We start from the raw sequence: 13,458 nt of genomic DNA on the forward strand, positions 1-13,458 counted from the left end.
GTGTACCACCACCCCCGGCTCAGGCTTACCATCCGTACGTGGCTCCGTACCACCGAAGCCACCGGATGATGTATCAAATAGCGATCAACTATCAGACAATCAAAATTATGCAGATTTCTTTCCTTAACAAGCCTGTCGACTGGCGAAAAACGATGCGAATCGGATTATTACACTGCCTACTGGCGGTTGTCCTGGTCAGTATGGCGGATGCCCGTGAACTGTCGGCGCAGTCCATCCTGAGCAAAGACATTACACTTCAGCTCACAAACGTGCCGCTCCGGGAAGCCCTCGACCAGATTCAGGAAAAGGCCAGTACGCATTTTGTTTACAGCAGCCGGATTCCGCTCAACGATCCGGTAACGATCAATGAACGGAACCAGAAACTGGCTAAAGTGCTCGATCAGCTGCTGGCTCCGCGGGGGATTACCTACAAACTGATCAACGAACAGATCGTACTGGTGCGGGATAAAAGCCGGAAACAGGCCCTGGTCCTTCCAGTCGATGAAAATCAGCCCGAAACAGAAAAGGCTCCGCAGGATATCCGTGTGAAAGGAACCGTGACGGCTTCGGATGGGCAGGGGGCTCTGGCGGGCGTCAGCGTGGTGCTCAAAGGAACGACGCGCGGAACGACTACCGACGGCGACGGCAAATACGAATTCGTAGTGCCCAGTGCGTCGTCGGTGCTGGTGTTCAGCTTTGTCGGCTACACCTCGCAGGAACTGGCGGTGGGCAACCGCTCGACGGTGGATGTGACCCTGAGCGCCGACAACAAGACCCTCGACGAACTGGTAGTGGTCGGCTACGGTACCCAGCGCAAAGTGAACCTGACCGGCGCGGTGACGCAGGTGCAGGCGAAAGAACTCGAAAACCGGCCGCTGAACAACCTGTCGCAGATCCTGCAGGGGATGGTGCCGAACCTGAACATTACCTTCAGTACGGGCCAGCCGGGGCAGGGCGGTAGCCTGAACGTACGCGGAGAAACTTCCATCAACGGGGGCGGCCCGCTGGTGCTGATCGACGGGGTGCCGGGGGATATCAACCGCATCAACCCGAACGACGTCGAATCGATATCGGTGCTGAAAGATGCTGCGGCTTCGGCTATTTACGGCGCCCGCGGGGCCTTCGGTGTGGTGCTCGTGACGACCAAGACGGCTAAGAACGGCAAAACGACCATCTCGTACAGCAACAACTTCGGCTGGTCGACGCCCACCGTCAGCACGAAGTTTCTGACCAACGGCTACGAGTACGTGAAGATGAACGACGAAGCATTTACCCGCGCGACCGGCAACAGCTACACCCGCTATTCGCAGGAAGATTACCAGGAACTGGAAGCACGTCGGTACGACAAGGTCGAAAATCCGGCCCGGCCCTGGACGGTCGTCAAGAACGTAAACGGGAAGGATATTTATAACTATTACGGGAATTACGACTGGTGGAATACCCTGTTCAACATGACGGAACCCTCCCGGCAGCACAATCTGAACCTGTCTGGCGGTACCGATAAGGTCAATTATTTTCTGTCGGGGTCGGTATTTGAAAAGGACGGGATCATGCGCATCAACACGGACAAGTTCACGTCTTACACCCTGCGCAGCAAGATCAATGCCCAGTTGACACCCTGGCTGAAAGTCAGCAACAATACCCAGTATTTCGACTCCAGATACAAATATCCAGGTCTGGAAGGGGGCGCCAATGCCAACTTTGTCGGTATTACGGTACACGCGCTACCCGTTTACGCTCCGCTCAATCCGGACGGTACGGCTACGTACAACACCTTGAAAAACAACTACTCCATCGGCGACGGGCTATTTGCCAACCTGCTGAAAGGGGTGGCCGGCGGGGAGAAAAAAGTGCACGAGCTAACCACCATCAACTCGGTTACCCTCGACTTTACCAAAAACTGGAATCTGGTCGGGAATTACACATACTCGTTCTACATTGCCGACGACTGGTACCGCTCGGCCGTGGCGCAATACTCCATCCAGCCGGGAATTCTGGCAACCGTGCCCAATTACAACGTCGATCAGTATAAGCAGACGCTGTGGTTCGATCCGATGAGTGCGACCAACCTCTACACCTCCTATAATCAGACGTTCGGCAAACATTACTTTGGCGCTACGGCCGGGCTGAACTACGAAACCCGCAAACACCAGCGCTTATTCGGGGCTCGCAAAAACCTGCTTTCCGAAAGCCTCAACGACCTGAACCTGGGAACCGGCGAGCAGTTGTCCGGGGGCGATTCGTTTCAGTACGCGCTGTTTGGGGCTTTCTTTCGCATGAATTACGACTACGTTGGCAAATACCTGCTGGAAGTCAATGGCCGCTACGATGGCACCTCCCGCTTTGGCGTTGGCCGGCGGTTTGGCTTCTTCCCGTCGGTGTCGGCGGGCTGGCGGATCAGCGAAGAGCCTTTCTTCGCCGAAGCCCGGAACGTCGTCAACAACCTCAAAATCAGAGCTTCGTACGGAACCCTGGGTAATCAGCTGCCGCCGGGTTCGAACCAGGTGCCCTACAACACGACCTCGGCCAACTATTACCCGTACGTACCCATCATGCCCACGGCGCAGTCGGGCTGGATCACCAACGGGCAGAAGCTTTTCTACGTAAACAGCCCGAACCCCATTTCGGAAAACCTGACCTGGGAAAAAGCCACGACCTCCAACCTGGGCGTCGACGCTACGTTGCTGACCAACCGGCTGAACCTGTCCTTCGATGCCTACATCCGCAATACCACCGACATGCTGGTGCCGGGCCGGGTACTGCCGTCGGTCTACGGCGCTTCGGTACCGACCCAGAACGCGGGCGATCTGCAAACCAAAGGATTCGAGTTGGCCATTGCCTGGCGCGATCAGTTTAAAGCGGGCGGCAAGCCGTTGTCGTATAATGTCTCGTTCATGCTCTCCGATTCAAAGTCGACGATTACCCGCTACGACAACCCGAACAAGATTCTGTCGAGCCGCTACGAAGGGCAGACCATCGGCGACATCTGGGGCTATTCGATCGATGGGTATTTCAAAACGACCGACGAAGCGCAGGCCTATGCGGTCGATCAGACGATCGTGAACAAGCAGCGGCTGAGCGCCCCCGGCGACTGGAGCAAGCTGCAGGCGGGTGATCTGAAGTTTATCGACCTGGACGGCAACGGAAAAATCGACCAGGGCGCCAATACGCTGGCCAGCCACGGCGACCTGAAAATCATTGGCAACGACCGGGCCCGCTACCGCTACGGGGTGAACCTCGGCGCCAACTGGAATGGCTTCGACATCTCGGTGCTGGCGCAGGGGATTCTGCGTAAGAACTGGTATCCCGGCAATAACGCCGACAAGTTCTGGGGACCGTATTCCCGACCGTATTATTCGTTTATTCCCGAGCATTTCGAAGACGACGTCTGGACTCCCGAGAACCCCAATGCCTACTTCCCGATCCTGCGGGGCTATACAGCACTCAACGGCGGGGGCGATCTGAACGCTGCCAATGACCGCTACATCCAGAACGTGGGCTATCTGCGGCTGAAAAATGTAGTAGTGGGATATACCGTTCCGGAAACGATCACCAAAAAGATCCGGATTTCGCGGGCGCGGGTGTACCTGAGTGGCGAGAACCTGTTGACTTTCAGTCCCCTGCGCTCGAAATACATCGACCCCGAGCAGTTAGACGGCGACGGCACCAACGGGCGGACCTACCCGTTGTCCAAAACCTTTTCGGCTGGCCTAAACCTGACGTTCTAATCGGCTTTCAACCTGTATCAATCATGAAGAAAATACTCGCTTTTCTAGCTGTTGCCCTGGGGTTGACGGCATGCAACCTGGATCTGCTACCCCAGGATGCCATCTCGCCCGAAACCTTTTTCAAAACCGAGAACGATCTGCTGCTGTATACCAATTCGTTTTATAACGCGCTCCCCTCGGCCGAAGACGTCTATAATGAAGATGTCGATAACGTCGTGAAAAATAGCCTCCGTGATGAGCTGCAGGGAACGCGGGTCGTACCGACCAGCGGGGGCGGATGGGGCTGGGGAACCCTGCGCAACATCAATTATTTCCTGGCCAATTCAGGGAAGTGTCCGGATAAAAAAGCGGTTGCCAGATACAATGGCCTGGCGCGGTTCTTCCGGGCGTACTTTTACTTCGGTATGGTCAAACGCTTTGGCGATGTGCCCTGGTACAGCGGCACGGTCGAGGTGTCGGACGAAGCGCTGTTGACCAAAGCGCGCGACCCGCGCACGATGGTCATGGATTCGGTAATGGCCGATCTGGATTTTGCCATTGCCAACCTGGATGCGTCGCGGCAACTGAACACGATCACCAAATGGACGGCGCTGGCGCTGAAGTCGCGGGTGGGGCTCTACGAAGGAACATTCCGGAAATACCATACGGAGTTTAACCTGCCGGGCGGGGATAAATTTCTGGATGCCTGCATCGACGCGTCGGACAACCTGATGAAAAACAGCGGATATACGATTTATAAAGCCACCCCTTCGACGGCTTATCTGAAGTTGTTTTCGTCGGATAATGCCATCCCGGATGAGATCATTCTGGCGCGGGATTTCAGCGACGAGCTGCAGGTGTACCACAACCTGAATTATTACACGATGACCGCTTCGTACGGCAAACCGGGTCTGGAAAAGAAGCTGGTCAACAGCTACCTGATGGCCGACGGATCGCGGTTTACGGACATCAAAGGCTACGAAACCTTGCAGTTTGCCGACGAGGTGCAGAACCGCGATCCGCGCCTGGCACAGACCATCCGCACACCGGGCTACACCCGCATCGGCGAAACGACCCCGCTGGTGCCGGAATTTGGTGCGACGGTGACGGGCTACCAGCTGATCAAGTTTGTGTCGGCACCCAAATGGGATACCTTCAACAAAGATATTACCGACATGCCCATCTTCCGGTATGCCGAAGTGCTGCTGAACTTTGCCGAAGCCAAAGCCGAACGTGGTACCCTGACCCAGGACGATCTGGACCGCTCGACGAAGCTCACCCGCGATCGGGTGGGCATGCCCAACATCAACCTGGCCAGTGCCAATGCCAAACCCGATCCATATCAGGCCCAGCAATACTCCCAGCTGAGTGGGAACAATGCGGGAGTCATTCTGGAAATTCGCCGGGAGCGCCGGATCGAGCTGGTTATGGAAAACTTCTTCCGCTGGGACGATATCATTCGCTGGAAAGAAGGGCAACTGCTAACGAAGACTTTCAAGGGGATGTATTTTCCGGGACCGGGCAGCTACGATCTGGATAAAAATGGCAAAGTCGATCTGGTCATTTACGAAGGAACCAAGCCGACTGTAGCGGGCGCGCAGGTGCTTAAGCTGGGTAGCGAAATCCTGCTCGAAAACGGAAATAAAGGCGGCAACATCGTGGTCAACGGGCACATTACCAAAAAATTCAACGAATCCCGCGATTACCTGTACCCCATTCCGACCCAGGAACGGCTTTTAAACACAAACCTCACGCAAAATCCAAACTGGGAGTAAATCGGCGTTTCCTGCACTGGAATTACCCCGTGAATGCTGAGTGATAAGCCGTGCTACGATTCCCAACCGTGGCACGGCTTATCACTCAGCATTCACGGCAAGAGTTTGACTAACAACGTATTCTATTCCTAAAGACTATCAGTATGACCCTTCCTGACCGACGATCGTTTCTTCAAAAAATTGCGCAAGCAGGGACGCTGAGCCTGTTGCCGGCTACAGCGCCCCTCGCTGAACCGGTTTCCGATGCTCCTGCCGAAGAGGCTAACCACTTCATTGCGGGCCCTTACCTGCAGAATATGGGCGCCAACGAGGTCACCATCATGTGGATTACCCACAAAAACAGCTTCAGTTGGGTCGAATATGGCGCGGGGGCGTATACCAGCCTGCGCGCATTCGGGTATGTCGGTGGGTTGATCGAAGCCAATAACCGGATCAATAAAATAACCCTGTCGGGACTCAAGCCGGGTACGGATCATAAATACCGGATCGTTTCGACGGAAGTGCTGGGTTACAAAGGATCGAAGGTGGAGTTTGGCGAAACGATCAGCAGTCCGATGTACGGTTTCAGAACGCCGGCCGAGCATGAGGAAGAAGTCAGGACCGTCATCTTCAACGACATTCACGATCGCCCCCAGATTATTCCGCAGTTGCTGTACCGGCATGGGTATACGGGCAACAGGCGCGACTACGATTTTGTCGTTTTCAACGGCGACTGCTTCGACTGGGTGACCTCGGAAAGCCAGATGGTCGATCACCTGATTAAACCGGCCGTCGATATTTTTGCCGGTGAACTTCCCTTCATCCTGACCCAGGGAAACCACGAATGCCGGGGCAGCTTCTCCCGACACATTCCGGCTTATTGCGCGTATCCGGATCAGAAATACTACTACGCCTTTACGCGCGGTCCGGTCCGGTTTGTCATTCTCGATTCGGGCGAAGATAAGACCGACGACAGCGTCGAATACGGCGGTTTGTCGGCGTTTGACCGCTACCGCGAAACCCAGAAAGAGTGGCTGGAAAAAGAAATCGAAAGCCCGGAGTTTAAAAAAGCGCCGTTTCGGGTTGTGCTGATTCACATCTCGCCCTACCACTCCGGCGACTGGCATGGCACGTTGCATTGCCGTGAGGTATTCGGCCCGTTGCTCAACAAGGCAAAAATTGATCTGCAGATCTCGGGCCATACGCACCGCTACGCCACCCACGATGCCGACGCCACGCACAATTACCCCATCGTCATTGGCGGTGGGCCGCTGGAAGGTCAGCGGACGCTGATAAAACTACATGCCACTCCGAAAGAGCTGAACCTGAAAATGGTCCGCGACGACGGCGAACTGGTCGGTAAATACACGATTCCTAAAAAGGCACGCACCTAGTTTTTGAACGGTATTACCGCGGGGTCGACCTACTCTGGCGCATTGACAATGTAGGCTGAAACTGGAACGCCAGCCCGGTGGAACGCCAGCCCGGTGGAACGCCAGCCCATCCGCAATATTTATTTACTTGCTTCTGATATGAAAAATTTACTTTCCTGCTTTCTGTTTATTATCTCGACCGTTTCGTATGCTAACGACAGGGAAGAGCCCGCGAAGAAACAAAAAACGATTCGGGTAATGACCTACAATATTCACCACTGCAATCCGCCTTCGGCAGGAGCGAAGATCGACGTGGAAGCCGTGGCGCGGGTCATTACGGTCGAAAAGCCAGATTTGGTGGCCTTGCAGGAGGTGGATGTCAACACGGAACGGTCGGGAAAGGGGCTGAATCAGGCGAAAGAACTGGCCCGGCTCACGGGCATGCACTTCTTCTTTTCCAAAGCCATCGATCACCAGGGAGGAGATTACGGCGTGGCGGTTCTGTCCCGCTTCCCAATCCTCGACTCGACCCGGTTCATTCTGCCCATTGACCCGGCCATCGGTGGCGAAACCCGGACCATCGCAGCCATCACGGTCGAGGTTGATAAAGGGAAAAAGCTCATCTTTGCCTGTACGCATCTGGACTTGAAAGAACCGAATCGGGTCAGTCAGGCCGAACGGATCGTGAAGGAGTTCGGCGCGTCTGGCTTACCAATGATTCTGGGGGGCGATTTCAATGCGTTGGCGGACAGCAAGGTTATCCAGTTTCTGGATCAGACATTTATCCGAAGCTGCCAGCACTGCGCCCCCACCATTCCGGTCGAAAAACCCAACCGGGCCATCGATTTCATCATGTACAAACCCGGCTCTATGTTTAAACCGGCATCGACCCGGGTCATCGACGAACAATATGCATCCGATCATCTGCCCGTCGTGGCCGAACTGGAGTTGAAATGAGGCTGCTTTGCCAGCGTTTCAAGGCGAATGAGAGGTCGCGTCGATCGTCCTGGCCGGATGGATACGAAGACCTCGCCCGACTGTCCCGGTCGGTATTACAGCGGCTTGCTGAACCGCTCGAAGGCTTTGTAGACGGCCTGATGAAAAATGGTCGCGTGGTTTTCGTCGCCAAAGTAGTCGAAACTCACCTGCATGGCTGAATGTGGCGCTTTTTTTAGCCGGTCTACCAATTGACGGGCATCGCCTTCCATCACTGCGCCTTCTTTCCCGACGGCAATATAAACCCTGGTCCGCTGGGTAAACGACGAGTCTAAACACGCTGCGCGGCCCTTCAATAGCGATTCGTTATCCCACCACAGGCTGGGGCTGACGATAATGTAGCTGTTAAATAAAGTGGGTTTTTCGAATAGGATTTCGGTTGCCAGCAGTCCACCCAGCGATTGGCCGATCAGGGTTCTGGCCGGATGAGCGCTATAATTTTTCTGGATGTAGGGCTGGAGTTCTTTTTCGAGAAAAGCAATAAACGCCTGTGAATGGCCGGTAGTGGGAAAGTCGGTTTTATCCTTTGCGATGGTGGTGGGGAAGGTGAAATCGTGCCGCCGGTCGATGTTGGCAATGCCGACCACGATGGATTTTGGCAGCAGATTAACCCAGGGGAAATTCGCGAATTGAACCAGGCCGGCAATATGAATGAAGTCTTCGTCGGCAGAGCCATCCAGCAGATAAATAACCGGATACCTGTTCATCGAATCTTTCGAATAACCCGGTGGGAGGTAAATATTCAGGGTTCTGGTCTGGCCCAGCGCTTTCGATTCAATTGCATCGATAATGCCCAGCACGAAAGGCTTTTTTGTGGACTCTGTCTGTCCAAACGATGGCTGGGCTACGAGCATCGACACCCACAACCCTATTGAAAAAATAATCCGTACGATTTCGCTCATAAGCCAGCCTAAATAGAATTCCTAACGAGTTGGCGCACCTGGAGAGCAGGAATTTTGCCGACCGAAATTTAGACTTTTCGTGGCAATAATGTTCTGTTTTGCCCGTCGCAAAAGAAACGACTAGCCGCGGCTAGTCGTACCCTGACTCAGGCAAGTTTACGCAATGATGTAGGTTCTTTCCGGACTCAATTCTCCAAACAAACACGCGCTCTGCCGGAAAACCCATCAGCTGAACCCGATTCATCTCATATCTTTGCCCAACGTAGGTAATAGTCGTAAATTAATGGAGCTGTTACCTCATTCGACATGGACAAATCCTTTCAGTGTCTTCTCGTTTCCGAACAGCAAGCGGGCGGTTATACCGCAGCCCTCACCACCAAACCCCTGCACGACTTACCCGCGGGCGATGTACTGATTCGGGTCAGGTATTCTTCACTCAACTACAAAGATGCCCTGTCGGCTTCGGGCAATAAGGGCGTTACCCGCCACTTCCCGCATACTCCCGGCATCGACGCGGCCGGCGTAGTCGAAACTTCATCTAGTGCCGACTGGCAACCGGGCGATGAAGTAATCGTCACGGGTTTCGACCTGGGCATGAACACCAGTGGCGGCTTTGCGCAATACATTCGGGTGCCTGCGGGCTGGCTCGTGAAGCGGCCGGAAAACCTGAGCCTTCGGGAAAGCATGATGTACGGTACGGCCGGGTTTACAGCCGCGCTGAGCGTTGCCGCTCTCTTGAAAAATGGGCTGCAACCGAGCCAGGGAACCGTTCTGGTGACGGGGGCAACCGGGGGCGTCGGTTCCGTGTCGGTCGGAATTCTGCACCGGCTGGGCTATACCGTAGCGGCCCTGAGCGGTAAAGCAACGGCGCAGGATTTTCTAAGATCGCTGGGGGCCACCGACATCATTCCCCGCGCCGAACTCGACGATATGTCCGGCAAAGCGCTGCTGAAGCCTCGCTTTGCCGGTGCGATCGATACCGTGGGCGGAAATGTGCTGGCGACGGCGTTGAAAAGCACCCAATACGGTGGTACCGTGACCTGTTGCGGCAACGTCAACGGCGGAGATGTATCGCTCACGGTTTTTCCCTTCATTCTGCGGGGAGTTCAATTAGCCGGAATCGATTCAGTGCAGGTGCCGATTGAGCAGCGGGCGGCCATCTGGCAACACCTGGCCGACGACTGGAAACCCGCTGCGCTCGAATCGCTGACGCACGAAATCGGTTTGGCCGAACTGCCCGATGCTATTCAAACCATTCTGCACGGCCAGATGCAGGGTCGCGCCCTGGTCCGCATCGACTGAGTCTTATTCCACTTCTACCGGAGTGGAATTGACCGTCGGGAACGAACACAGCGAGGTGACGTAGTCTTTGCTGCCGTCGGTGACCCAGGCGTCCAACTGGGCCGGGTCTTTTAACTGCTGCCCCCGGAAGCGAGGCACCACTACGTATCCACTCTGCACATCGCTGAGGGCCGACATGTCGCTCCACAACTTCTCGATCTGCGCCACCGGGTAAATATCCTCCTGACCGTGTCCCCAGCGATATTTCACGTCCTTGATGGTCACGTAGGTCGGAATCCGGTGTGCCACACTCCGGACGGCTTTGGCCAGTTGCGCTTCGTCGCCGGTTTGCAGGTCGGCGCGGGTCAGACCAAAGAGCTGAAGCAGCGGGTCGATCTGAATCCAGGTCGTGTTGGTGTTGTAATAGCTCAGGTTCAGCTCGTCTTCTTCGCGGGGCTGGGCCAGCCCTTCCAGCAGGCGAATATGGCCGTTTACCCGGGCCAGACCACCCCCGCGGTCTTCGATGCGACGGGGTACCACTTCGAACGTGAGTACATTGCCCGATTCGAGGTGGTAACCCAGAAGAGCCGGATCCACGTCGGCCCCCAGCGTATCGATGTTATGCAGCATCAGGGTCTCAACCTGCGGCTGCTCGGCCAGTAGCCGGGCCAGGGTGCCGTTGCGCAGCAGATTCGACACTTCGTACCAGTGGCCCAGGGGCGAGAACCGCTGGGCAGCAATGTTATCGACATAGTCGGTGCCTTCGCCCTTCGACTTGGCCCAACTGATCATCGACTGCCGCACGGCATCGCGTACTTTCTGCTTGTTCTCGTCGAGGGTTTCCTGCGGCATTTCTTCCCACATAAACCGCAAATCGCGTTCCATCGGCACAAACCGCTGCCCGATGGAGCGGCCCGGCGACAGGAAAGTTGACCCCGCATATCCGAAATTCCCCGTTTGCGCGAGTTTTTTCCGGATGGGCTCGTGCGTCAGGTAGCTCGTCGCCACCAGGTGTGGAATCAGCGAGTCGTATTGTTCGGCGACTTTGCGGGTCTTCGCCAGGTGAATTTCCAGAAAACTGCGGTGTACACCCCCAATTTCGACGAACGGATTGATGGTCTTGATTACCCCGGCTCCTTTGGTCCAGCGGCTACCGACACCTGCGCCCAGGCTCAACACGGCGACTTTGCCCGCCCGAATAGCGGCTTCGCCCGGCTGAACGCTGGCCGATAAGGCTTCCCGTTGCGCTATTTCTTCCGGCAGTACATCCTCGATTGTGGTTTCGGCCAGCAGGCGGTTGCGCGCCAGACCGATCCGTCCTTTTTGCAGCTCTTCACGAATTTCTTCGTGCTGGATGTAATCGAACCCGTTTTCTTTTTTGATCCGGTCGGCTTTTTCGTTCTCGACGCTCCGGTTGCTCTGCGATGCCGGGTCCGATACGTTGAACAGGTTGCTGACGATGGTCCGCAGCAGCGGATACGCCAGGTTATTCTGCTCGCAGTAGGTCGTGAAAAAATCCATCTCGGCCCGGCGCCCATACGGGATCGACGCCGGATCTTTGCGGACGAGTTCCGACATGTGAATGCCGTAGTACGGTTCCGGCATCAGTGCTTCCTGGCCTTCGTGCAGGCTGGCCCAGGTGCCTCGGGGGTTGATGCTCCAGTTATAAACCACCGGTTCCATCGCAAAGGGCAGCGAGTCGGACAGCTCCTGTTTGGTATTCCGCAGGATCTCCAGCACCTGCATCTTGTAATCTTCGTAATGAGCCGGGTTGACGAACATGCCCATGCCCCCGCCCGACATCCCGCCGAGCATCAGGAAACCGTAATAATCGTCGCCAAACTGCTTTTTGGCTTTCTGGATGATCTGCTCGGTGAAATGCGTAGACGCCCAGGGAATAATCGTTTTGATCGGATACTCCCAGTTATGAGCCGTGTTGGCTCCCAGCTTCCTGATATCACCTTCTTTGATGGCGGCCAGGATGTTGTCGAAGATCTGGTTGGTTTGCTGGCGGGCGGCCCATTCGCGGTTGCCGCGTAGCAGGTATTTTTCGGATACCATTTCCAGGATCGGTCCGACGTTGGAGGCCATGCCGCCGTGCATCAGCACCAGCGAGTTCATGATCTTTTCCTGAATGTCGGGGTGTACGTCCTCGCCCTGCAGCACCCGGTGGCGGGGGAGCAACGTACCCCGGCTGATGCCGTATTCGGGGTCACCTTCCTGAGCAAACGTACCCTGAATGGCTTTGATACCGGGCCAGACACCGCCGGAATCCTGCCAGCCACCGCCGGAACCTCCGATCCATTCGCCCAGAATGGCCCGCGAAGCCACCAGCCGCCGTTCGCTTTCGTCCAGACCACCTTCCAGACTGCGGGTTTGTCCCGTAGCGCGCATCAGCAGACTAATGATCGAGCCCAGCAGGTTGGTAGACACGGCAAAGCGCGAACCCTTGGGAATGTCGTTGACTTTAGTGACCAGCTCGATGCCCATACCCGGCGCTACTATCCGGGCCAGAATAGCTTCCAGCGATTGATTCGTGCCTTCGAACGAGGGCGGAATCAGTCCCGATGCGATGACCCCGGCTTTCACCAGACTCAGGTAATCGTTGCCGAAGTTGAACAGATCGGCCAGGTCGTGGACGTCTTTGGTGGTGTTCAGGTCGATGCTGGTCAGGCGAAGGACCGGCTCCGAAATAACCCGCACGTAGCAGTGCAGGGGCGGGCGAATGGTTTTGTCGCGCCCGAAAACCCCCAGGTCGATGGAGATGTTGATGACGCGGGCGCCCTCGGGGTAATCCATTCCGAGGAAGAAAATATCGGACCAGCCGCTGTGGGTGAGGTCCATCCGCACGGAGGTTTGCTCATGCAGAATCGGGTAGAAGAGCGAGCTATCGGGGCGTTGCAGCAGTTTCGGATGGATGCGGATGGGGTGTTCGGCCTGATGCCCCACGCGAAACATCCACTGATTGCCCTTGCTGGAGCGTACGCTTTTTCGTACCTGATCGGCCAGTATCTGGAAGGATAAGTGGTGATAGCTGTCGGCCAGCGCGCTGAACAGCATGGCGTTGGGTCCGTGGCGATCCAGATCCTGCAGAAACGTAGCAATGGCCTGTTCGAACCGGCGGGACAGTAGATCCTCGAAACCGGTATACGGAATTTTACCGGTGCTCGGGGTTTCCTTAGCCTCCATCAGGAAAAAGCGGTAGCCGGCATGCAGGAAAAGCAGCGCCCGGACTTTATCGTACAGGTTGGGCGTCGACTTTCGGAAATCGTCCAGCTCACGCAGGGAGTTGAGTAGAGTGGAGGCAGGTACGCCCCGGCTCAGGTCAAAAAAGGATCGATTGCGTAGGGTGGGATCCGCAGACGTAATCGTTTCAATAAACACATTCATGGTACCTTGTCGGTGATAGGGTGAGAAGCCTGGACTTCGTTCAGAACGATCGAGG

General features: G+C 55.8%; 7 protein-coding genes. 5 read left to right on the top strand and 2 right to left on the bottom strand.

The annotated features are described in order from the left end of the window. The first annotated feature begins 107 nt into the window (after positions 1–107). From ACYVC2_RS04380 to ACYVC2_RS04395, 4 genes are all read left to right on the top strand, one after another. Positions 108–3,728: a TonB-dependent receptor gene (locus tag ACYVC2_RS04380; protein ID WP_461101078.1), complete on the top strand. Its 3,621-nt coding sequence runs from the start codon at positions 108–110 to the stop codon at positions 3,726–3,728. Between the two features lie 23 nt (positions 3,729–3,751). Next, positions 3,752–5,482: a RagB/SusD family nutrient uptake outer membrane protein gene (locus tag ACYVC2_RS04385; protein WP_461101079.1), complete on the top strand. Its 1,731-nt coding sequence runs from the start codon at positions 3,752–3,754 to the stop codon at positions 5,480–5,482. 143 nt (positions 5,483–5,625) lie between these two features. Next, positions 5,626–6,855 (top strand): purple acid phosphatase family protein, encoded by a 1,230-nt coding sequence (locus ACYVC2_RS04390; protein ID WP_461101080.1) that lies wholly within the window; start codon positions 5,626–5,628, stop codon positions 6,853–6,855. A gap of 138 nt (positions 6,856–6,993) precedes the next feature. After that, positions 6,994–7,791: an endonuclease/exonuclease/phosphatase family protein gene (locus ACYVC2_RS04395; protein ID WP_461101081.1), complete on the top strand. Its 798-nt coding sequence runs from the start codon at positions 6,994–6,996 to the stop codon at positions 7,789–7,791. A gap of 95 nt (positions 7,792–7,886) precedes the next feature. Here the strand turns inward: ACYVC2_RS04395 and ACYVC2_RS04400 are convergent, their stop codons facing one another. Next, complete coding sequence (locus ACYVC2_RS04400; protein WP_461101082.1) at positions 7,887–8,732, bottom strand: alpha/beta hydrolase; 846 nt, start codon at positions 8,730–8,732, stop codon at positions 7,887–7,889. Positions 8,733–9,038: 306 nt separating this feature from the next. Here ACYVC2_RS04400 and ACYVC2_RS04405 point away from each other — a divergent pair, with 306 nt between their 5' ends. Beyond that, positions 9,039–10,034, top strand: coding sequence for a YhdH/YhfP family quinone oxidoreductase (locus ACYVC2_RS04405; protein WP_461101083.1), 996 nt, complete (start codon positions 9,039–9,041; stop codon positions 10,032–10,034). Between the two features lie 3 nt (positions 10,035–10,037). Here ACYVC2_RS04405 and ACYVC2_RS04410 read toward each other — a convergent pair whose 3' ends face one another. Continuing rightward, positions 10,038–13,403, bottom strand: a complete 3,366-nt coding sequence (locus ACYVC2_RS04410) for a UTP--glucose-1-phosphate uridylyltransferase (RefSeq protein ID WP_461101084.1) — start codon at positions 13,401–13,403, stop codon at positions 10,038–10,040. Between the last annotated feature and the right edge of the window lie 55 nt (positions 13,404–13,458).

It is taken from the genome of Spirosoma koreense, from assembly GCF_054777875.1.

Bases quoted from the DNA above. Each gene is read 5' to 3' on its own strand.
- ACYVC2_RS04380 (WP_461101078.1), top strand. From the start codon at position 108: ATGCAGATTTCTTTCCTTAACAAGCCTGTCGACTGGCGAAAAACGATG.
- ACYVC2_RS04385 (WP_461101079.1), top strand. From the start codon at position 3,752: ATGAAGAAAATACTCGCTTTTCTAGCTGTTGCCCTGGGGTTGACGGCA.
- ACYVC2_RS04400 (WP_461101082.1), bottom strand. From the start codon at position 8,732: ATGAGCGAAATCGTACGGATTATTTTTTCAATAGGGTTGTGGGTGTCG.
- ACYVC2_RS04395 (WP_461101081.1), top strand. From the start codon at position 6,994: ATGAAAAATTTACTTTCCTGCTTTCTGTTTATTATCTCGACCGTTTCG.
- ACYVC2_RS04410 (WP_461101084.1), bottom strand. From the start codon at position 13,403: ATGAATGTGTTTATTGAAACGATTACGTCTGCGGATCCCACCCTACGC.
- ACYVC2_RS04390 (WP_461101080.1), top strand. From the start codon at position 5,626: ATGACCCTTCCTGACCGACGATCGTTTCTTCAAAAAATTGCGCAAGCA.
- ACYVC2_RS04405 (WP_461101083.1), top strand. From the start codon at position 9,039: ATGGACAAATCCTTTCAGTGTCTTCTCGTTTCCGAACAGCAAGCGGGC.